General features: G+C 61.7%; 20 protein-coding genes and 3 tRNA genes. 9 read left to right on the forward strand and 14 right to left on the reverse strand.

Annotated features, from left to right (window positions below; all coding sequences use genetic code 11):
* Positions 1 to 77: 77 nt before the first annotated feature.
* From AC0L3L_RS27170 to tuf, 4 genes are all read right to left on the reverse strand, one after another.
* The gene (locus AC0L3L_RS27170; RefSeq protein WP_473487412.1) at positions 78 to 560 is read right to left on the reverse strand and encodes a group II truncated hemoglobin; all 483 of its coding nucleotides are present in this window, start codon (positions 558 to 560) and stop codon (positions 78 to 80) included.
* A gap of 100 nt (positions 561 to 660) precedes the next feature.
* Positions 661 to 2328 carry a COG3904 family protein gene (locus AC0L3L_RS27175; protein ID WP_473640026.1) on the reverse strand — a complete coding sequence of 556 codons (1668 nt, stop codon included), beginning with the start codon at positions 2326 to 2328 and terminating at the stop codon, positions 661 to 663.
* A 223-nt stretch (positions 2329 to 2551) separates the two neighbouring features.
* Positions 2552 to 4096 carry a COG3904 family protein gene (locus AC0L3L_RS27180; RefSeq protein WP_473640091.1) on the reverse strand — a complete coding sequence of 515 codons (1545 nt, stop codon included), beginning with the start codon at positions 4094 to 4096 and terminating at the stop codon, positions 2552 to 2554.
* Positions 4097 to 4482: 386 nt separating this feature from the next.
* Positions 4483 to 5658 (reverse strand): elongation factor Tu, encoded by a 1176-nt coding sequence (gene tuf, locus AC0L3L_RS27185; RefSeq protein ID WP_258117360.1) that lies wholly within the window; start codon positions 5656 to 5658, stop codon positions 4483 to 4485.
* 305 nt (positions 5659 to 5963) lie between these two features.
* Between tuf and AC0L3L_RS27190 the strand changes: the two genes are divergently transcribed.
* Both AC0L3L_RS27190 and AC0L3L_RS27195 read left to right on the forward strand, forming a co-directional pair.
* Positions 5964 to 6851 carry a DMT family transporter gene (locus tag AC0L3L_RS27190; protein ID WP_473640028.1) on the forward strand — a complete coding sequence of 296 codons (888 nt, stop codon included), beginning with the start codon at positions 5964 to 5966 and terminating at the stop codon, positions 6849 to 6851.
* A 109-nt stretch (positions 6852 to 6960) separates the two neighbouring features.
* Positions 6961 to 7365: a GFA family protein gene (locus tag AC0L3L_RS27195; protein WP_473640092.1), complete on the forward strand. Its 405-nt coding sequence runs from the start codon at positions 6961 to 6963 to the stop codon at positions 7363 to 7365.
* 125 nt (positions 7366 to 7490) lie between these two features.
* Here AC0L3L_RS27195 and AC0L3L_RS27200 read toward each other — a convergent pair.
* Together AC0L3L_RS27200 and AC0L3L_RS27205 are read right to left on the reverse strand one after the other, a co-directional pair.
* Positions 7491 to 7564: transfer RNA gene (locus tag AC0L3L_RS27200), tRNA-Gly, on the reverse strand.
* Between the two features lie 71 nt (positions 7565 to 7635).
* Positions 7636 to 7720 (reverse strand) — tRNA-Tyr (locus AC0L3L_RS27205).
* Between the two features lie 199 nt (positions 7721 to 7919).
* Between AC0L3L_RS27205 and AC0L3L_RS27210 the strand changes: the two genes are divergently transcribed.
* Complete coding sequence (locus tag AC0L3L_RS27210; protein WP_473640030.1) at positions 7920 to 8777, forward strand: TrmH family RNA methyltransferase; 858 nt, start codon at positions 7920 to 7922, stop codon at positions 8775 to 8777.
* 71 nt (positions 8778 to 8848) lie between these two features.
* Here the strand turns inward: AC0L3L_RS27210 and AC0L3L_RS27215 are convergent, their stop codons facing one another.
* The 3 genes from AC0L3L_RS27215 to gcl form a co-directional block, all read right to left on the reverse strand.
* Positions 8849 to 9742 (reverse strand): 2-hydroxy-3-oxopropionate reductase, encoded by an 894-nt coding sequence (locus tag AC0L3L_RS27215; RefSeq protein WP_473640032.1) that lies wholly within the window; start codon positions 9740 to 9742, stop codon positions 8849 to 8851.
* A gap of 212 nt (positions 9743 to 9954) precedes the next feature.
* On the reverse strand, positions 9955 to 10764 hold the full coding sequence (gene hyi / locus AC0L3L_RS27220; protein ID WP_473640034.1) for a hydroxypyruvate isomerase: 810 nt from the start codon (positions 10762 to 10764) through the stop codon (positions 9955 to 9957).
* A gap of 89 nt (positions 10765 to 10853) precedes the next feature.
* Positions 10854 to 12635, reverse strand: coding sequence for a glyoxylate carboligase (gene gcl, locus AC0L3L_RS27225; protein WP_473640036.1), 1782 nt, complete (start codon positions 12633 to 12635; stop codon positions 10854 to 10856).
* Positions 12636 to 12838: 203 nt separating this feature from the next.
* Between gcl and bhcR the strand changes: the two genes are divergently transcribed.
* Positions 12839 to 13723 (forward strand): HTH-type transcriptional regulator BhcR, encoded by an 885-nt coding sequence (bhcR, locus tag AC0L3L_RS27230; protein ID WP_473640038.1) that lies wholly within the window; start codon positions 12839 to 12841, stop codon positions 13721 to 13723.
* A gap of 61 nt (positions 13724 to 13784) precedes the next feature.
* Positions 13785 to 14279 (forward strand): YbaK/EbsC family protein, encoded by a 495-nt coding sequence (locus AC0L3L_RS27235; RefSeq protein ID WP_091591224.1) that lies wholly within the window; start codon positions 13785 to 13787, stop codon positions 14277 to 14279.
* Here AC0L3L_RS27235 and AC0L3L_RS27240 read toward each other — a convergent pair.
* The 3 genes from AC0L3L_RS27240 to AC0L3L_RS27250 all read right to left on the reverse strand — a co-directional run bounded on the left by AC0L3L_RS27240 (position 14247) and on the right by AC0L3L_RS27250 (position 15444).
* A complete protein-coding gene (locus tag AC0L3L_RS27240; protein ID WP_473640040.1) occupies positions 14247 to 14603 on the reverse strand; it encodes a hypothetical protein in 357 nt (118 codons plus the stop codon). The two genes, AC0L3L_RS27235 and AC0L3L_RS27240, sit on opposite strands and share 33 nt — an antisense overlap.
* A 169-nt stretch (positions 14604 to 14772) precedes the next feature.
* The gene (locus AC0L3L_RS27245; protein WP_473640042.1) at positions 14773 to 15081 is read right to left on the reverse strand and encodes a BA14K family protein; all 309 of its coding nucleotides are present in this window, start codon (positions 15079 to 15081) and stop codon (positions 14773 to 14775) included.
* 195 nt (positions 15082 to 15276) lie between these two features.
* Positions 15277 to 15444, reverse strand: coding sequence for a hypothetical protein (locus AC0L3L_RS27250; RefSeq protein ID WP_473640043.1), 168 nt, complete (start codon positions 15442 to 15444; stop codon positions 15277 to 15279).
* 147 nt (positions 15445 to 15591) lie between these two features.
* Between AC0L3L_RS27250 and AC0L3L_RS27255 the strand changes: the two genes are divergently transcribed.
* Together AC0L3L_RS27255 and AC0L3L_RS27260 are read left to right on the forward strand one after the other, a co-directional pair.
* A tRNA-Thr gene (locus tag AC0L3L_RS27255) sits at positions 15592 to 15667 on the forward strand.
* Between the two features lie 147 nt (positions 15668 to 15814).
* Positions 15815 to 16060 (forward strand): hypothetical protein, encoded by a 246-nt coding sequence (locus AC0L3L_RS27260; protein WP_473488696.1) that lies wholly within the window; start codon positions 15815 to 15817, stop codon positions 16058 to 16060.
* A gap of 189 nt (positions 16061 to 16249) precedes the next feature.
* Here AC0L3L_RS27260 and AC0L3L_RS27265 read toward each other — a convergent pair whose 3' ends face one another.
* Both AC0L3L_RS27265 and AC0L3L_RS27270 read right to left on the reverse strand, forming a co-directional pair.
* Positions 16250 to 16618: a hypothetical protein gene (locus AC0L3L_RS27265; protein ID WP_473640045.1), complete on the reverse strand. Its 369-nt coding sequence runs from the start codon at positions 16616 to 16618 to the stop codon at positions 16250 to 16252.
* Between the two features lie 50 nt (positions 16619 to 16668).
* A complete protein-coding gene (locus tag AC0L3L_RS27270) occupies positions 16669 to 17283 on the reverse strand; it encodes a TetR/AcrR family transcriptional regulator (RefSeq protein ID WP_473640047.1) in 615 nt (204 codons plus the stop codon).
* A gap of 90 nt (positions 17284 to 17373) precedes the next feature.
* Between AC0L3L_RS27270 and AC0L3L_RS27275 the strand changes: the two genes are divergently transcribed.
* Together AC0L3L_RS27275 and AC0L3L_RS27280 are read left to right on the forward strand one after the other, a co-directional pair.
* A complete protein-coding gene (locus AC0L3L_RS27275) occupies positions 17374 to 18480 on the forward strand; it encodes a polyamine ABC transporter substrate-binding protein (protein ID WP_473640048.1) in 1107 nt (368 codons plus the stop codon).
* 6 nt (positions 18481 to 18486) lie between these two features.
* Entirely contained in the window at positions 18487 to 19332 is an 846-nt protein-coding gene (locus AC0L3L_RS27280) for an ABC transporter permease (RefSeq protein ID WP_473640050.1), read from the forward strand.

Here is a 19332-nt window from a genome sequence, read left to right on the forward strand (position 1 = left end):
CGCTCGAACGTCGCGGCATATTGTGGCGCATTCAGGAAGGGTCACCCCGCTTCGCCCCAAGCGGGCTAGCGAGAGGGCTATTTCGCGCTCGGCGGCTTGTACGGTCCGCCGGGCACGCCCCAGCCCCAGGCCGGCATCGGTTCCGTCTCCGGGTCGCAGGTCTCGCCAAGGTTGGAGTTCATCTTCGCCAGCCGCGACCCCCATTCGACATAGGCAGTGAAAGCCGAGCGGAACTCCGGATCGTCCGGCAACCCGACTTCATCGGCGGCATCAGCGAGCAGATTGATCCAGCGGCGGCGCTGTTCCTCGCTCAGATGCTTGCCGAGATGGTGCATCACCATCTCGCGGTGGCCGCCATGCTCTTCGCTGTAGGTCTTCGGTCCGCCAAAGACCTCTCCGATGAAGGCCGCGACATGGGCAGGATGGTCCGGCGACATGTTTTTGAACACCGGGCCGACGATCGGATCCTGAAACACCTTGCCGTAGAAGGTTTGGGTCAGGCGGTTCAGCGCTTCGGTGCCGCCGGCCCATTCGAACAATGTCGGGACGTCCTCGTTCATCACCGATCCTCGATTGCAACTGTCAGCGACGATAGCGGAACGATCGTGCGGAGCTCAACCTGCCTCGATGGCCAGTTTGGGCCGGCTGCGGTGCTGCACCCTACAACTTGACCGGCGCGTCGGCCTGAACCTCGGACGTCGACACCACGCGGCAATTCTCCGGCATGGGCTCCGATTTGCAGATGGTCGGACCGGTAAATTCATCGACCGATTCAAGCCCGGTCGTCAGCCCGACTTTCAACATCATGTCGGGTTCGAGCTGCCGATCGCGCGAGGCCGGCACCGACCGCATCGCCACCAGCAGACCGGGTCCGACTGCCATGTCTTTGAGATAGGTTTTGACCCGCTGCTCCAACCCCATCGAATGCACGGTCAACTGCGCGCGAGGACCGACAAGGCGTCTGACACCGCCGGCAAGCATGATCGGACAGGCCGCGCCACATTCGCCGCTCGCATCGATCGTGAGCCCGACATAGACGCCATCCTCGGCGGTGCAATCCGCCTTGTCCGGCTCGCATCCAATGAAGTCCGTCCGCGCAACCGCCACGTCGAGCTTGCGTTCTCGAATCAGCCTTCCGGCGGCCAGAGCACCGAGCACGTCACCTCCCGGCGAGTTGATCACCACGGGCAGTCGCCGATCACCGATCGTGTCCAGCAGTTGGCGCAACCGTTCCGGCGTTTGAGCGCTAATCATGCCTTCAGCGGAGATCCATTCGGGACAGTTGGGATCGCAGAGAAAACTTCTGCCTCGAACCAGAACGAAGCGCATATCGCCAACATCGGCCCGGTGCACGGTTTCGGGTTCGAGCGACGCGGCGGGAGCGGGCTTGGCGTACGCCACCACGTCGCCGGCCGGCGCCGGTATTTCTCTACAGTTCGCGGCCACCGGATCGGTGTCGCATAGGGTTGCCGCGGTCAGCAGGTCGACGGCATCCAGGCTGGTAACCAGCTTCGTCTGCAGCATGTCGTAGGGGGTCAGTTGCTGAATGGTGCTGGCCGGCGTGTTCTTCATCGTCTCGAGTACGGCCTGGCCGACGCCCATTTCGTTCAGATAGGCCGCCAGTCTTTTCTCCACCGACTTGCTCATCTCGTAGGTCTTGTAGCTGCCGGCGTTCTTGCGGCCGACGACCTTCTTGCTGAGGATCTTCTTCTTGCCTCTCACCACGCGATAGGTGGTCCGGTACTGCAATTTCGTGCGGATGTAGGTCGTGGTGATTTGATGGACGCCGAGATAGGCCCATTGACCGACGACGCGCCTGATGCCGCCGGCAAACATCAGCGGACAAGCGGAATTGCAAATCGCGCCGTCGGCATAGGCATTGCCGAAATAGCGAGCGCCCTTGTCGTCGTTTTCCTTGCACACCTTGGCGTCGGGCTGGCAACCGGTGAACTGGGTTTTGCCGACCGCAATATCGAGCTTGCTCTTGCGGAGTAGCCGGCCAAGCGCCAGCGCCGCTTCGACGTTGCCGCCGGGAGAATCCACGACAACGGGCAGTTTTCGGCCACCAAGCCCCTTGAGTGTGCGTTTGAACAGGGTCGGCGTGCCGGCTTCTATCGAGCCTTCAGCCGATATCCATTCCGGGCAGATCGGTTCGCAACCAGGCGCGCTGCTGCGGACGACGACAAACCGCATCGTCGGGCCAAGATCCGGCGCGGATTTTTTGGTGTTCGCCGCGAAGGCAGCGTGTTCCATGACTAGGAACGACGTCAGGCAGATCACCCCAAGCATCCACCATGCCTGGCCATTCAGACGGTGCCAAAGAACCATTCGGGCAAGCCCCCCGCAATGCAAGCTATACTAGTCCAGCTTTGAAGGCTTGCAACAGGGTTTTGCGACGACGCAGGCGCCGGCTCTGTTCCTCGCTCAGATGCTTGCCGAGATGGTGCATCACCATCTCGCCGTGGACGTCTTGCTCTTCGCAGTAGGCCTTTGGCCTGCCAAAATCGGCCAACTGTCCTGTCGTCGAGATAGGGCTTTGGTAGTTCAACGGCTACGGCTTGAGTGGAAATTGTGCGTCAACCTTGAGCGCCGATGCCGCCGGGCAATTTTGCGGCCTCGGTTCGGTCTTACAGACAGTTGGCCCCACCAAATGGTTCGCCGATTCAGGTCCCGTCGTCAGTCCCATCGTCAACATTGTGCCGGGTTCGAGCCGGAGCCGGTCACGCTTGTAATCGAAGCGGTCGAGCGGCATCGGCGGAAACAGATCCTGCCTTACCGACATTTCCGCAAGATAAGAGCGTATCCGCTCCGCGAATGCCAGTGATTGAATATTGACCGGCACATTGGGGTCCACGAAACGTCTGACGCCCCCAGCAAGCATGATCGGACAGGCGTCATCGCACCCCGCGGCTGAATCGGTCACGACACCAGGATAGAACCCATCCGTTGGCGCGCACCCTTTGTCCTGCGGCTTGCACCCAGGAAAATCGGTGCGCGCAATCGCGACGTCGAGCTTGCGTTCGCGGATCAATCTTCCTATGGCCAAGGCGCTGAGCAAATCGCCTCCCGGCGAACTCACGATCAACGGCAGACGCCGGCCGCCGACCGTATCGAGCAATTGGCGAAATATCTTTTGGGTTTCGGGAGTGATCGTGCCTTGCGCTGCAATCCATTCGGGACAATCGAGACCGCATTCCGGGTCGCTGCTCCGGACGAGGACAAAACGCATCTGCCAGGAATTGTCGACCGGCGCTGAACGGGCCGCCGACGGAGTGGCTGGAACGGCCCCTTGGACGGCCATCGCTGCCGCCTTCTTGGCATTCGCAGGGACCTCCCTGCAGTTCCGCGGCGCAGGAGTCCGCTGGCATATGCCTGACAGCGTAAGTGTGTCGAGGGAGTCCCTGCTGGTGACCAGCTTCATCATCAGCATGTCGTCGAGAGCGATCTGCCGGATGTCGCTGGCGGGCGTGGCCTTCATTCTGTCCAGCACGCCCCGCCCGACGCCCATCTCCCTGAGATAGGCCGAAAGCCTCCTCTCAAGCGCCTTGCTCATCTCATAGGTCTTGTATCCGACATTGTCTTGAGTGACGGTTTCCGTGGTGATCTTATACTTTTTGCCCCGCACAATCCGATAGGTGGTTCGATATTGCCGTGTCGTGCGGAAATGGGTCGTAGTGATCTGATGGACGCCCAGATGGGCCCAACCGCCGACCACGCGTCCGACGCCTCCGGCAAACATCAGCGGACATGCGGAGTTGCACATGGCACCGCCGTCAGACGCAATGCCGAAATATGCGGCGCCCTTGCCGTCATTGGCCCGGCAATCCTTCATCCCGGGCCAACAATCGGAAAACCTGGTCGTACCGACGGCGATATCGAGCTTGTTTTTGCGGATTATTCGACCAAGCTGGAGCGCAGCATCGACATTGCCGCCCGGGGAATTGACGATGATCGGCAGTTTGCGGCGGCCGAGCGTCTTCAATATGCGCTTGAGCTGCGCTGGCGTGCCCGCTTCGATGGCGCCTTCAGCCGATATCCATTCCGGGCAGCTGGGCTCACAGCCCGGCGCGCTGCTGCGAACGACGGCGAACCGCATCGGCGAAATATCATCGGACCATATCTTCGGATCGACCCATGTCGGGAAGACTTCATCAGACACTGGCTTCGGAACGGATAATGTCTTCCAAGTCTCCGGATCGGAGAAGACATCCTCGGCTTTCGCCGCAAAGGCAACCATCGCCATTGCGACCACCGGCGCCAGGCGAACCAGCCCGCGCCACCACCCGGCCCTACTGTCTGAACGGCGTCCCAGAACCACGCTTGGCAAAAGCCCCCTTGATGCAACCTATAATAGGTGCGGCAGTGGTGCTTGCAATAGCTTTGAAACGACCGCGCAAGATTGTTCTGCGTGGAGCCAGTAAACGTAGAAAGGGCGGCCCGAAGACCGCCCTTCCCTGTCGATCCGACAAATGCCGGCGACGATTACTCTTTGATGGTGACGACGATGCCGGCACCGACGGTGCGGCCGCCTTCACGGATGGCGAAGCGCAGCTTCTCTTCCATGGCGATCGGCACGATCAGTTCGACATCGACGGTGATGTTGTCACCCGGCATCACCATCTCGGTGCCTTCCGGCAGCGACACGATGCCGGTCACGTCGGTCGTGCGGAAATAGAACTGCGGACGGTAATTGGTGAAGAACGGCGTGTGACGGCCACCTTCGTCCTTGGTCAGGATGTAGGCTTCGGCGACGAACTTCTTGTGCGGCTTGACCGTACCGGGCTTGGCCAGAACCTGGCCACGCTCGACACCTTCGCGGTCGACACCGCGCAGCAGCGCGCCGATGTTGTCGCCGGCCTGGCCCTGGTCGAGCAGCTTGCGGAACATCTCGACGCCCGTGCAGGTCGTCTTGGTGGTCGGACGGATGCCGACGATCTCGAGCTCCTCGCCGACCTTGACCACGCCGCGCTCGACGCGGCCGGTCACCACCGTGCCGCGGCCCGAGATCGAGAACACGTCCTCGATCGGCATCAGGAACGGCTTGTCCAGCGGACGAACCGGCGTCGGGATGTAGTCGTCGACCGCAGCCATCAATTCGCGGATCGAATCCTCGCCGATCTTCTTGTCGGAATCTTCCAAAGCGGCAAGTGCCGAACCCTTGACGATCGGAATGTCGTCGCCGGGGAACTCGTTCTTGGTCAAGAGTTCACGCACCTCGAGCTCGACCAGTTCGAGCAGCTCGGCGTCGTCGACCTGGTCGACCTTGTTCAAAAACACCACGATCGACGGCACGCCGACCTGACGGGCCAGCAGGATGTGCTCGCGGGTCTGCGGCATCGGGCCGTCGGCGGCCGACACAACCAGGATCGCGCCGTCCATCTGCGCGGCACCGGTGATCATGTTCTTCACATAGTCGGCGTGGCCGGGGCAGTCGACATGGGCGTAGTGGCGGGCGGCCGTCTCGTATTCGACATGCGCCGTCGAGATGGTGATGCCGCGCGCCTTCTCCTCGGGCGCCGCATCGATCTGGTCGTAGCGCTTGTATTCGCCAAAATACTTGGTGATCGCCGCCGTCAGCGACGTCTTGCCATGATCGACGTGGCCAATCGTGCCAATGTTCACATGAGGCTTTGTACGCTCGAATTTACCTTTTGCCATAGTCTCTTTCCTTGGACGGCCTGGACCTTCAGTTCAGTCGAATGCGGGGCGATTAGCGACTGCAGCCGAAAAACACAAGTGCCTTGTGGCCGGGGCTTTCTCACCCGGTCTGAACCCATGATCCGGTTTTCGGGGATGTGGCGCGGATATAGGAACGAACAAGAAGAAATGGAATGGCCGGAGATAGGTTCCGCGGGTACCGGCATTCAGCGGGTGGACATCGCCGCTCCCGCCTGTCCGCTTGCCGGATTTACAGCCGGATCTGGCCCATTGCCGGTGGGGCGCCGGTCTGATTTCCTGATCCGATGCATTTCATTCCGATCACCATCCGCGGCCCGCTGTTCATGATCCTCTCGACCGGGTCCTATGTCGCCAACGACACCATGTTGAAGCTCGCCACGGTGGGGCTGCCGCCCTATGAAGTGCTGTTTTTGCGCGGGACGGCGGCAACGCTTTGGGGCATCCCGTTGCTGTTTGCGCTGGGCTACGCCAAGCAGATCCCGCTGATCCTCGACAGGAGAGTGTTGCAAAGAAACCTGTTCGAGCTGGCGGCAATCCTTTGCTACGTGGTGGCGCTCGCCAACATGCAGATCGCCGATTCGACCGCCCTGGGGCAGATCACTCCCCTGCTCATGCTGATTGGCTCCGCTGTCCTGTTCGGCGAACGAATCGGGGGGCTGCGCATGGCGCTGATCGGGCTCGGCTTCATCGGCGCGGTGATGGTGGCGCAGCCGACCATGCAGGGCATCTCGGTCTACGCCTTGCTGGCGCTCGGCAATGCGGCATTCGCCGCCGCGCGCGATCTCGCCGGGCGCCGGGTCGCTGCCGACGTGCCCGGAATGATCGTCGCAATTTCCGCGGTGGTGGTGGTGCTGGTCGGATCAGGCGTCGCGCATCTGATGTCGGAGGGTTGGGTGGCGCCGGAGATACGTCATTTGCTGCTGATGGCCGGGGCCGGATTGTTCCTGATCTTCGGCCATTTCTTCATCTTCATGGCCTATCGCGCCGGGCCAACCGGCATCGTGGCGCCCTTCTACTACTGCTTCACCGTCTGGGCGGTCATTTCCGGCCTGCTGGTATTCCAGCAATTCCCGAACACGCTGGCGATCGGCGGCATCCTGCTGGTGGTGGCCAGCGGGCTGACCATCGTGTCGCTCGACGAGCGTAGGCGCCGACTGACCGTCGTCGCATAATTTGGGCAGTGGTGACCAAAACAACGGTTACACCACAAATTTCAACTTGGCCGCTGCCCGCAAAAAATGGAGAAAACTTGTGACAAGCCAGGAGAATGCCGGCAACCGCATGCTTGCCGGAAAATGCCTGTGCGGCGCCGTGCAATACGCGGTGGCCGACGAGTTCATCTACGCCGCCAACTGCCACTGCTCGAACTGCCGGCGCACCACCGGTTCGGCCTTCAAGCCGTTTGCCGGCATCGAGCGTGAGAGACTGAGCCTGACCAAGGGCGAGGACAACCTCCTGATCTTCGGCGAGAAGACCGGCCATGACGCGCACTGCAAGACCTGCGGCTCATTGCTCTATTCGGTCGTCCGCGACGGTGCTTTCGTGCACGTCGCAATGGGGACCCTCGTCGACGAGCCGACCATCCGCGCGACGCAGCACATCTTTGTCGGCTCCAAGGCGAAGTGGTTCACGATCGCCGACGACCTGCCTCAATATGAAGAGCATGTCGCCGGAGGTGCCGACTGAAGACCTGGCGATGTGGATGGCGGCATTGCCAGTCAGGCACTACAGAACCGCCACAGACAGTGACACGCAGTGACACGGCGCATTTTCAAGGAAGTTATTTTTGATAATGACTTCAACAGCATGCTTGGAGCGGGTAGCGGGAATCGAACCCGCATATTCAGCTTGGAAGGCTGCTGCTCTACCACTGAGCTATACCCGCGCCTTTCACCCGAAAACCGCTATGCACTTTTCGGTCCGATGCTTTGCGTTTCAGGGCTTCCGGGCCGGCAGTGGTGGAGAGGGTTGGATTTGAACCAACGTAGGCATAGCCAACGGATTTACAGTCCGTCCCCTTTAACCACTCGGGCACCTCTCCAGTCTGCCGCCGGAGCCATGCAACGAGGCATCGACGCGTCGCGACCGCGTGAGCAGCCCTTCGCGAAGCGCCTTATGGCGGCAGCGCCCAAAACTGTCAACCGCAACATCCCGGCAAAACGCGCTGAATTTCTTGACGACCCGCCGAGCAGGGTGTCCGGCTGTATCCATAGACAGACGACACGGCTATAGAACCGGCCATGAGCAACGAGAACAAGCCCAAGACCCCGAAAGACACCCACTACGCCAAGCTGCGGCGTGCGCATCGTGACGAGAAAAGCGGCGGCGCGCCGGCGTTCAGGCCGCGCCAGCCGGTACCGCCAGGAGAGACAGCCCCGGACGGCCTGGTGCGGCTTTACGGCCTGCACACGGTGCGGGCGGCACTCGACAATCCGCGCCGGCAGATCAAGAAGATGCTGGTGACGCGCAACGCCGCCGAGCGGCTGGCGATTGCCGACCTCGCCGCCCTGCCCTTTGAGACAGGGATGGTCGAGCCGAAAGTCATCGACAAGGTCACCGGCTCCGATGCCGTGCATCAGGGCGTGCTGATCGAAGCCGAGCCGCTAAAACCGAAGCGCCTCGACGCGCTCGGCGATACAACGCTGGTGCTGGTCCTCGACCAGGTTACCGACCCGCACAATGTCGGCGCGATCCTGCGCTCGGCGGTCGCGTTCGGCGCCGGCGCGCTGATCACCACGGCGCGCCACAGCCCGCATGAATCCGGCGTGCTGGCAAAGTCGGCCTCCGGCGCGCTGGAGCATATCGACCAGATCGAGGTAAAAAACCTCGCCGATGCGCTCGGCCAGCTGCACGAGGCCGGCTTCCAGACCATCGGCCTCGATTCGGACGGACCGGCGGAACTCGAAAAGAGTTTTTCGGGAGAAAAGATCGCATTGGTGCTGGGCGCCGAGGGCAAGGGCCTGCGCCAGAAGACGCGCGAAACGGTGACGACGCTGGCCCGGCTCGACATGCCCGGCGCCATCCGTTCGCTCAACGTGTCGAACGCCGCGGCGGTGAGCCTTTATGCGGCGAGGAAGTTTCTAGCGAGTAGCGAGTAGCGAGTAGCGAGTAGCGAAAGTCGGATCACTGCACCGGTGGGCTAGCAACCCTAGTCGCTATTCCCTACTCGCTATTCGCTTCTACCCACCTCATGCCGAGCCATTCGCTCCAGCGCCCTGACCAGCGCCGAGTGATCCTCCTTGGCGCCGCCATTGGCCGCGCAGGAGTTGAACAATTGTTGCGTCGTCGAGGTGTTGGGTAGTGCCACGCCGAGCGCTTTTGCCCCTTCCAGGGCGAGATTAAGATCCTTCTGATGCAATTCGATGCGGAAGCCCGGCGCGAAGCTGCGCTTGATCATGCGCTCGCCATGCACTTCGAGAATGCGCGAGGCCGCTAGCCCGCCCATCAGCGCTTGTCGCACCTTGGCCGGGTCGGCGCCGGCTTTCGACGCAAAAACAAGCGCTTCGGCGACTGCTTCAATGGTCAGCGCAACGACGATCTGGTTGGCGACCTTGGTGGTCTGGCCGACGCCGTTGGGGCCAACCAGCGTGATGTTCTTGCCCATTTTCTCGAACACCGGCCTGGCGCGCTCGAAGGCCTTTTCCTCGCCGCCGACCATGATGGTCAGCGACGCGGCCTTGGCGCCGACCTCGCCGCCCGACACCGGCGCATCGAGATAGTCGCAGCCGAGGTCGTTGATCTTCCTGGCAAAAACCTTGGTCTCGATCGGCGAGATTGAACTCATGTCGATGACCAGCTTGCCCGCGGTCAAACCCGAGGCGACGCCGTTGTCGCCGAACAGCACGTCGGCCACCTCAGGCGTGTCGGGAACCATGGTGATGATGATGTCGGCGGCACGTGCCACGGCGTGATGGCCGGTGACGGTCTTCAGACCTTTGGCGACGAGACCGGCCGGCGGTTTCGAGCGATGGTCGCTGGCGACGACGGTGTAGCCGGCGTCGAGCAGATGCCCCGCCATCGGCGCGCCCATGATGCCGAGGCCGATGAAACCGATTGTGTCCATTGATGATCTCCCTGGTATTTTCCTTGTTAAGGCCGCGTTCCTTCGCGCCCCCTCTGGCCCGCCGGCCATCTCCCCCACAAGGAGGGAGATTGGATGTCACCGCCGCTTTCGCCAATTTTCGACGTTGGAAAAGTAAAAGCCGGCGCCGGAACTGCCGATCTCCCCACCCGTGGGGGCCGGCAGGCCAGAGGGGGGCGCGAAGGAACTCGACTTCAATAATTCTTGACCCCTACGCCGCCGCACTGCCCGGCAAACTCCCGGAACCAACCCAGCCCGGCTTCCGTCGAAACCTTCGGTTTGTACTCCGCTCCGATCCAACCGGTATAGCCGATGCGGTCGATGTGGTTGTACAGGAAAGGAAAATTGATCTCGCCCGTCCCCGGCTCATGACGGCCGGGATTGTCCGCTAGCTGGATGTGCGCGATGCGGCCGAGGTTTGCCTCGATGGTGCGGGCGAGATCCCCCTCCATGATCTGCATGTGATAAATGTCGTATTGCAGGAACAGGTTCTTCGAGCCGACGCGGTCGATGAGCGCCAGAGCCTGGTCCGAATAGTTCAGGAAGAAGCCCGGAATATCCCGGGTGTTGATCGGCTCGATCAGAAGTCTGACGCCGGCCTGCGCCAGCTTCTCCGCTGCGAAAGCCAGGTTTTCGGCGAAGACGTCTTCCAGCATGCTCCGTTCAAGGCCTTGCGGCGCGATGCCTGCGAGGCAGTTGACCTGTTCGCAACCCAGCGCATGCGCGTAGGTGATCGCCTTGGCGACGCCTTGCCGGAACTCGGGAACACGATCCGGCAGCACGGCAATGCCGCGCTCGCCCTTGCCCCAGTCGCCGGCCGGCAGGTTGAACAGCACCTGCGTCAGGCCATTCTTCTTCAGCCTCGCTGCAACGACATCGGGCGCATGGTCATAAGGGCCGATATATTCGACACCCCTAAAGCCGGCGCGGGCGGCGGCATCGAAGCGGTCGAGGAAATCGTGCTCGCCAAAGAGCATCGAGAGATTGGCTGAAAAACGCGGCATCTTGTTTCTCCTTGTTTCTCCTTGTTTTCGCCCGGCCCAAGCTGTGGTGAGATCAGGTCAGGCCGGCATCACGTGAATATCAGCGCAGCTTAATCGAGCATGACGATCGCCGTGGGGGCGTCTTCATGGTGTTCGGCAAGCTCCTCGAACTCGGTGATCTCATCGATTTCCGTGCCCATCGAAATGTTGGTGACGCGCTCTAAGATGAATTCAAGCACGACGGGAACCTGGTGATCCTTCATCAGGCGCTGCGCCTGCTTGAACGCGCCGGCGAATTCCTCCGGCCTGCGCACCCGGACCGCCTTGCAGCCCATGGCCTCGGCGACAGCAACATGGTCGACGCCATAGCCAGCCTCGGGATCGTCTTTGCGGTTGACGTTCTCGAAGGCGAGGCTGACCTCGAAATCCATCGAAAAGCCGCGCTGCGCCTGGCGGATCAGGCCGAGATAGGCATTGTTCACCACGACATGGATATAGGGCAATTTGTGCTGCGCGCCGGCTGCCAGTTCCTCGATCATGAACTGGAAATCATAGTCGCCGGACAGCGCCACGATGTTGCGCTGCGGGTCGGCGGCGCGAACGCCAAGTGCGGCCGGCAGCGTCCAGCCGAGCGGACCGGCCTGGCCACAATTGATCCAGTTGCGCGGCTTGTAGACATGCAGGAACTGCGCGCCGGCGATCTGCGAAAGCCCGATCGTGGTGACATAGGTGGTGTCGCGGCCGAATGCCCTGTTCATCTCCTCGTAGACGCGCTGCGGCTTCAGCGGCACCTGGTCGAAATGCGTCTTGCGCTTCATCGTCTTCTTGCGGCTCTGGCATTCTCTGGCCCAGCCCGACCAGTCGCGCAGTTTCCGAGCCGTTTTCCACTCGGTGGCGACGTCGAGCAGCATTTTCAGCGCCGCGCCGGCATCCGAAACGACACCGAGATCCGGCGCGAAGACCCGGCCGATCTGTGTCGGCTCGATGTCGACATGGATGAATTTTTTGCCCTTGGTGTAGACATCGACGGAGCCGGTGTGGCGGTTGGCCCAGCGGTTGCCGATGCCGAAGACGAAATCGGCCTCGAGCATCGTCGCATTGCCGTAGCGATGCGACGTCTGCAGCCCGCACATGCCGGCCATCAGCCGGTGGTCGTCGGGAATCGCGCCCCAGCCCATCAGCGTCGGGATCACGGGCACGCCGGTGACTTCGGCGAACTCGATCAGCAGATCCGAGGCATCGGCGTTGATGATGCCGCCGCCGGCAACGATGACAGGCTTTTCGGCCGCGTTGAGCATCGCCAAGGCTTTCTCAGCCTGGCTGCGTGACATTGCCGGCTTGAACGGCACCAGCGGCTCATAAGCATCGATGTCGAACTCGATCTCGGCCAGTTGCACATCGACCGGCAGGTCGATCAGCACCGGACCGGGCCGCGACGAGCGCATCAGGTGGAACGCCTTCTGCAGCGCCATCGGCACGAGGTAGGGTTCCATGACGGTGACCGCCCATTTGGCGACCGGTGCGGCAATGGCGGCGATGTCGACGGCCTGGAAATCCTCCTTGTTGAGACGCGCCCGCGGCGCCTGGCCGGTGATGCAGAGGATCGGGATGGAATCGGCCGCGGCCGAATAGAGACCGGTGATCATGTCGGTGCCGGCCGGGCCTGAAGTGCCGATGCACAGGCCAATATTGCCTGACTTGGCGCGGGTATACCCTTCGGCCATGTGCGATGCCGCCTCGACATGGCGTGCGAGGATGTGACGGATCGTACCCCTCGCCTTTACCGCCGAATAGAACGGGTTGATCGCCGCACCCGGAACGCCGAAGGCGTAGGAAATGCCTTCCTTTTCGAGAACGAGAACCGCTGCGTCGACCGCGCGCATCCTGGCCATGTCAGCCTCCACGGAATTTGTTGCTGGCCGAGAATGCCAGTGCGCCGGCTATTTTTCAATTTTTTCAAAATATTTTTTCATTTCGAAGAACCGGCGACTACATTCTGATTTCATTGTGTTTTCCGTTTTCCATAAAACTGCCGTGGCAAATTAGTGAAAAACTTTTTCATTGCGCATTTGGCGAAATCGGCAAGAATGCCGCCATGGAAACCACCGAAAAACGCCAGCGCGGGCGGCCGCGTGCCTTCCACGGTCCGTCCGACGCCGCTTCGGTGCAGTCGCTCGACCGGGCGCTGCGCATCCTCGCCATCGTCGCCGACGGCAGCGGTCTGTCGCTGAGCGAGATCGCCGCGCAGAGCGGCCTCCCCGCCTCCACCGCCTACCGCATGCTGACGACGCTGGAAAACCACGGCATGGTCGAGTTCGACGGCACCGACCAGCTCTGGTCGATCGGCGTCGAGACTTATCGCATGGGCGCGGCGTTCCTGCGCCGCCGCAAACTGGTCGACCGCGCCCGCACCGTCATGCAGGAACTGATGGAGAAGACCGGCGAGACCGCCAATCTCGGCGTCGCCGAGGACGATTGCGTCGTCTTCGTCAGCCAGGTCGAGACGCATCAGGCGATCCGCGCCTTCTTCCGGCCGGGCACGCGCAGTTCCTTCCATGCGTCGGGCATCGGCAAGGCGGTGCTGGCGCATCTCGAGCCGGAGCGCGTCGGCGCCATCCTGCGTCGGGCCGGGCTGGAGCGCTTCACCGAAAAGACGCTGTCCGACATCTCGGCGCTGGCCCGCGATCTGGTGACGATCAAGCTGCGCGGCTGGTCGGTCGACGACGAGGAGCGGCACCCCGGCATGCGCTGCGTGGCCGCCGCGATCTTCAACGAGTTCGGCGAGCCGATCGGCGGGGTTTCGGTTTCGGGACCGACAGTGCGGGTGACGCCGGAGCGGCTGGTCGAGATCGGCCCCCTGGTGCGCGAAGCCGCAACGGAAATAACCAGGATGATTGGTGGTCTGCCGCCCCCTTCTTCACCAAGCCGCGCCGCCGAACCGGGTTCACTCTTCGAGATTGGCGCTACGCGCTCACCTTGACAGCCGCCCGGCTACGGCCAAGTTTGCGTCCACCTTCCGCCAGCCGACGCCCGAAAGACGCATGAGCCTCCAATCCGTCAAAGCCTTCTTCGCCGAATATGCCCCCGACATCGAGGTGATCGAAACGCCGACAAGCTCGGCGACCGTCGCGCTCGCGGCCGAGGCGCACGGCGTCGAGCCGGGGCAGATCGCCAAGACCATCTGCCTGCGCGTCGGTGACCGGGTCATGCTGGTCGTCGCCCGCGGCGACGCGCGCATCGACAATCGCAAATCGCGCGATGCATTCGGCGGCAAGCCGCGCATGCTCGATGCCGAGCAGGTGGCCGAAATCACTGGCCATCCGATTGGCGGCGTCTGCCCCTTCGGCCTCGCCTCGCCGTTGCCGGTCTATTGCGACGTATCGCTGCGCGCCTACGATCAGGTCGTGCCAGCGGCCGGCGCAACCAATGCAGCGGTGAAAATAGGCGTCGAGCGCATGGCGGCGCTGACCGGCGCCGAATGGTGCGACATCTGTCAGGATGAGCTAGGCCCCGGGCACCGCGCTCTTGGTCGATAGGTCGTAGAAATCAAGCAGCATCGCCAGCCCAACTCCGCAGGCGGTGAAGATGAGGCCGGCGATGAAGATGCGGGTGGCGCGTTCATAGACGCGTCGCTGTAGAGACGTTGTGTCGAGCAGCAACCGCAGCGCTCGTATCTGCAAGGCAATGCCTATCAAAATCGGCATGACGGCTGCCAGGTGATAGATTTCCCAAGGGAGCGGGTTGGCGGCCCAATGCGTGATGAAGCCCAGCGAGAAAGCCAGTAGAATGCCGACGGTGGTGATCGTGCCGTTGCGGAAATCCGTCTCAATCTGCTCTTCCTTGGGTTCGTGCTCGTCCAAGCGTCCCTCTCCCTCTGGTGCCTTCACCGCCAGACTAAGCTGTCGAAAAATCCCTGTACATCCCTCGCTGGAACCGGTTGCGGTGCCGGGCTCAATTTTGCAACCCAGACAGCTGAAAAAGGGGCAGTGGGTGCCCCTTTTTCCCTTGCCTGAAACGGTTCACCTCCCCTCAAAGCCGGCAGCGGTGGCGATAGCCGTCGTAGCCGACATAGGTGTCCGAGTACGGATCGTAGCTCTGATAGCGGTTGAGGCAGCGCCGGACGTGCCATGAGCCGCCGTTCTCGTCGATGTAGACGGTGCGCGGCTGGGCGAGCGCGGTGCCGAGCAGAAAGCCGCCGACGCCGGCGGCGATGCCGATGCCAAGATGCTTGTTGTGATGGTGCTTGTGATGGGCGGCCGAAGGCTGGACGGTGCCGGCGAGCATGGCGGCGGCGACAGTGGTAGCGATGAGGCCGGAAACGATGGTGCGCTTGAACATGACGATCTCCTTGCTGCGTTGTGAGAGGCGATCCATCCGCCCCTTGACCATCAGTCGTTGCAGCAAGGAAAAAGGTTCGACGGTTTTTTTGGATTTTATAGAAAGTGCAAAAGCGGCCAGTCTGAACAGGGTTTGCAGTCAGGCGCAATTACGACCAGCGAAGAGCGCCGGTCGACAGTTCGCCGACGGGAGGCCTCAGCCCATGCCGATGATGTGGCGCAGCCAGAAGGCAAGCGCGATGAAGCCGATGATGGTGGTAACGCCGGCCCAGTCGACATTGGCGCTCTTCAAAACCTTGATAAGCTTCACCAGGAGAATCCAGGCCACGACGACGACCAACGCAATGACGACAAGTCTGATCATGCGATACCCTCGCCCATGCGATTGCACCTTCGAACGATATAGGAAGCCAATTGGCCGTTTTCAGGATGCCTGCGCCCGGCAGCTCCGGCGCGCTCAAACGGAGTTTTGTCTTTACTGGCACAACAAATATGCTAACCGGAGCGCCGTGCCCTTGTAGCTCAGCTGGTAGAGCAGCGGTTTTGTAAACCGAAGGTCGGCGGTTCGATTCCGTCCGGGGGCACCAGTAAACAACAGCACGGGCTGGCGATATCTGCTGATCCCCGATTTCCACAGGCCGGGGCCGTCGGGATCGGTAGCATATCAGGTCCAACGCATATATTCCCATAGCGGAACGACAGGTATTCCCTGGCGGTAACCATAGGAGTCGCCGTTGGAGCAGAAACGCACGATCGCACCTTTTATTGGTGGCATGTATGGCAGCCTTGCTGCCCTCGCGTTGGCGCTCGGTTTCCGCTTCCTGCTAATTCACGATCCTGATCCGACCTCGCAAGCAACGATAACCCTTTCAGGGCTGGCCTTTTCGATTTGTTTCAGCCTGACCTTCCTCCGCGAGCATCGACGCCAAATCGCTGCCGCGAGAGAATTTCTCGGCCGTCCAAGGTCGTATCGGGACTAATCTCCCGCGTTCTGCAACGCAAAGCGCCCATGCCCTCCCCATGTCCTCCGGGTCGTGCCCGGGGCATCAGAAAAATTCAGTAATTGAACCAACGGATGCAACAGTGGATGCGAACCGACCGGTATCTCCCGCTCGCCGGCCATTCTAATGCCATTCGATTAAAATGCGCCTGTGTATATTAGCAATCGCTCAATTTAGCGCGCCGACAATGTCTGTGCGGCGGGCTAAACAACGGGTGGTGTTATGCGAAGCGACTTCGCTGCAGCGCGCGAGCTCTTGGAGTGTGCCCAAAACCGGCTCTGCGGCATGGACGAAACGAGCCAACGCGTCGGCGAGGCGCTCGACTCCCTGATTGAAGAAATAGCCATCGCGGAATTCCGCAAGGCGCCATTGACCGTCGTGCCGTTTCCGCGTGCGCGGCCGCCAAGGCATGCCCGGTAAACCGCCGATCGCGCCGATATGGGAAGTCAGCAGCGGGAGTGCTCCACGCACCACCGGCTGAATTGAACCGGCGCGATTGTCGTTATCGCGAAACCGCTGCGCACTTTTGCGCGACATGCATCAGCGGCGTCCGGGCCACCAGAAATCCCATCGGGAGATCCCGCCCCTCACACCGCGATCGCCGCCACCAGAATCCGGTTCTGCCGGCGTATCGCGGCGCGCAATTCGGCAATTCTGGCGCCGTCGCGCTTCACGAACTCGATGAACATCATGTTCATGTTGTTGAACACCAGTTCGCCCAAGGCGTGTCCATCGATATCCCGGCGCACCAGGCCGAGCCCCTGCAGCCGGGCGATCAGCGCGCGGATCTGTTCGGTCAGCGCCCGGTCGAGCGCGGTATAGGCCTGGCCGAACGGGCTGTCGGGCAGTTGCGTCGAGATCGCCATCGCCTGCCGCCACATCTCCTTGCTGAGATAATGCAGCGAATGCTCGATATAGATGCCGAGCAGCGTATCGAGCGCATCGCCGACATTGGCCGGCGGGTTGGCGACGACGCCGCGCCCGGCATTGAGCACCTCGTTGACCTCCATCGAAACGATGGCGCCGAGGATGTCGCCCTTGTTCTGGTAATAGTTGTAGATCGTGCCGACCGAGACCTCGGCCTGCGCCGCGATCGTCTCGATCTTGGCGCCTTCATAGCCGGCATCGCGAAAAAGCTCCGCCGCCGCCTCGATGATACGGCGATGCCGATCCGCCTTTTGCCTTGCCCGCAATCCGCTCATATCGGCTATTTGCCATAAAAACAGAATTGACTCAATTTTTGAATTGGTTCAATTTTTGCCACAAGCCAAAAAGGCAAGGGAGAACACTCGATGCGCATTCACCTGACGACCCCGAATCCAACTGCCAAGAATCCGCTTTCCGTTCTGAAGAGCCATCTCCACGCCGCTTGTGCTGCGACAGCACTGCTGCTGGCGACGGGCAGCTTCGCTCAGGCTGCTGATCTCAACGCTTTGATCTGGTGCGATCACGCCGATCCGGCGTTGTTGCAGCCTTTCGAGGAGGCCAATGGCGTCAAGGTCAACGTCAAGGAGTTCGAAGGCACCGGCGCCGGTATGGCGATTGTCGAACAGTCGCAGCCCGGCGACTGGGACGTGATGGTGATCGACAGCATCGACATACCGCGCGGTGTCGAAAAGGGCCTGTTCGAGCCGCTGCCGGAAGACAAGCTGCCGCTCGCCGACCTCTTTCCCCAAGTGAAGATGGACAGTTCCACCGTCGTCGACGGCAAGCGCTACGGCATCACCGAAAAATTCGGCTACAACACGATCGGCTACAACAAGACCAAGGTCGATCCGGCCGACATGCAGTCGCTCGCCGCTCTGACCAGCGATAAATACAAGGGCAAGATCGCCATCTACGATTACTATCTGCCGGTCATCGGCATGGCAGCACTTGCGATCGGCAAGAAGACCGCCGAGCTGACCGAAGCCGACCTTCCCGCCATCAAGCAAGAGCTGCTCAAGATGAAGGCCAATGCCAAGCTGGTCGGCGAAGTGACCGCCAGCCAGACGGCGCTGGCGACCGGCGAGGTCGACATTCTCGTCGGCGGCGGCGAATGGGTGACGGCCGGGCTGGCCAAGGAGAACCCTGCCCTCGATTTTTCGATCCCTAGGGAAGGCGCTGTTCTGTGGTCGCAGTCGCTGGCCATGTTCAAGGATTCCAAGAACAAAGAATTGGCGCTGAAGTTCATCCAGTACATTATGGGCCCTGAAGGCCAGGCGCGGCTCGCCACCTCGGCCTGCTATTGGGGCATGCCGGCGAATACCAAGGCGGCTCTGACCGATGAGCAGAAGAAGATCCTGCGCTTCGACGAGCAGCCGGATTTCCTCGCTCGCGCCCAGCCCTACCCGGCGCCGAACGCCGATCTCGACAAGAAAATGCAGGACGTCTGGACCGAAATGCTGCAGGCGCAGTGACCGGTCGTGAGCGCTACTGGAAACACCAGGCGTGCCCTGCCCTGGGCGCTGGTCACGCCGGCGCTCGGCTGGACGCTGCTGTTCTTCGTGCTGCCTTTTCTGGCCATGGCGCTTTCCAGCCTGACGGCGCATGACGGCGGCGGCTTCACCCTGTCCAACTACAGCCAGTTCATCAATAATCCGGCCTATTGGCAGGCGATGGTGAACTCGCTGCAGGTCACCGCCATTGTCACAGTGGTTTCGGTGCTGCTCGCCTACCCCTTCGCCTGGATCCTGGCCGAACAGGTGCCGGAGCGCTGGCAGCGACTGGCGCTGATGCTGGCCGTGCTGCCGTTCTGGACCTCCTATGTCGTGCGCTCCTATTCCTGGCTTCTGGTGCTGGCGCAGAACGGCGTCATAAACCGTGCGCTGACCGGCTCCGGCCTGTTCAGCGAGCCGCTGCAGATCGCCAACACACGGCTGGCCACGATCATCGGCTTCGTCCATTTCTTCGTCATGCTGTTGACGCTGACGATCTTCGCCAATCTGAAGCAGCTCAGCCCCAGCTACCGCAAGGCCGCCGCCGATCTCGGCGCCGGGCCGGTGCGCACGTTCCTGCATGTCGTCCTGCCGCTGACCTTGCCCGGCATCATGGTCGGCGCCTTTCTCACCTTCGTGCTGTGCATCGGCGACTACATCACGCCGCAGATCCTCGGCGGCAACAACGAGCTTTTGATGCCGCAGCTGGTGATGATGCAGATCGGCCGGCGCGGCGATTTTCCGCTCGCCTCGGCGCTGTCGATCATCCTGATGGCGGTTGTCACTGTCGCCTATCTCGCCTGCGCCCGCTGGCTCAAGATCGAGCGAGCCTGA

It is taken from the genome of Mesorhizobium sp. WSM4849, from assembly GCF_055811385.1.

What these genes read in the sequence shown, in the direction of transcription:
- AC0L3L_RS27170 (WP_473487412.1), bottom strand. Translation starts at nt 560, where the DNA reads ATGAACGAGGACGTCCCGACATTGTTCGAATGGGCCGGCGGCACCGAA.
- AC0L3L_RS27175 (WP_473640026.1), bottom strand. Translation starts at nt 2,328, where the DNA reads ATGGTTCTTTGGCACCGTCTGAATGGCCAGGCATGGTGGATGCTTGGG.
- AC0L3L_RS27180 (WP_473640091.1), bottom strand. Translation starts at nt 4,096, where the DNA reads ATGCGGTTCGCCGTCGTTCGCAGCAGCGCGCCGGGCTGTGAGCCCAGC.
- tuf (WP_258117360.1), bottom strand. Translation starts at nt 5,658, where the DNA reads ATGGCAAAAGGTAAATTCGAGCGTACAAAGCCTCATGTGAACATTGGC.
- AC0L3L_RS27190 (WP_473640028.1), top strand. Translation starts at nt 5,964, where the DNA reads ATGCATTTCATTCCGATCACCATCCGCGGCCCGCTGTTCATGATCCTC.
- AC0L3L_RS27195 (WP_473640092.1), top strand. Translation starts at nt 6,961, where the DNA reads ATGCTTGCCGGAAAATGCCTGTGCGGCGCCGTGCAATACGCGGTGGCC.
- AC0L3L_RS27210 (WP_473640030.1), top strand. Translation starts at nt 7,920, where the DNA reads ATGAGCAACGAGAACAAGCCCAAGACCCCGAAAGACACCCACTACGCC.
- AC0L3L_RS27215 (WP_473640032.1), bottom strand. Translation starts at nt 9,742, where the DNA reads ATGGACACAATCGGTTTCATCGGCCTCGGCATCATGGGCGCGCCGATG.
- hyi (WP_473640034.1), bottom strand. Translation starts at nt 10,764, where the DNA reads ATGCCGCGTTTTTCAGCCAATCTCTCGATGCTCTTTGGCGAGCACGAT.
- gcl (WP_473640036.1), bottom strand. Translation starts at nt 12,635, where the DNA reads ATGGCCAGGATGCGCGCGGTCGACGCAGCGGTTCTCGTTCTCGAAAAG.
- bhcR (WP_473640038.1), top strand. Translation starts at nt 12,839, where the DNA reads ATGGAAACCACCGAAAAACGCCAGCGCGGGCGGCCGCGTGCCTTCCAC.
- AC0L3L_RS27235 (WP_091591224.1), top strand. Translation starts at nt 13,785, where the DNA reads ATGAGCCTCCAATCCGTCAAAGCCTTCTTCGCCGAATATGCCCCCGAC.
- AC0L3L_RS27245 (WP_473640042.1), bottom strand. Translation starts at nt 15,081, where the DNA reads ATGTTCAAGCGCACCATCGTTTCCGGCCTCATCGCTACCACTGTCGCC.
- AC0L3L_RS27250 (WP_473640043.1), bottom strand. Translation starts at nt 15,444, where the DNA reads ATGATCAGACTTGTCGTCATTGCGTTGGTCGTCGTCGTGGCCTGGATT.
- AC0L3L_RS27265 (WP_473640045.1), bottom strand. Translation starts at nt 16,618, where the DNA reads ATGTCGCGCAAAAGTGCGCAGCGGTTTCGCGATAACGACAATCGCGCC.
- AC0L3L_RS27270 (WP_473640047.1), bottom strand. Translation starts at nt 17,283, where the DNA reads ATGAGCGGATTGCGGGCAAGGCAAAAGGCGGATCGGCATCGCCGTATC.
- AC0L3L_RS27275 (WP_473640048.1), top strand. Translation starts at nt 17,374, where the DNA reads ATGCGCATTCACCTGACGACCCCGAATCCAACTGCCAAGAATCCGCTT.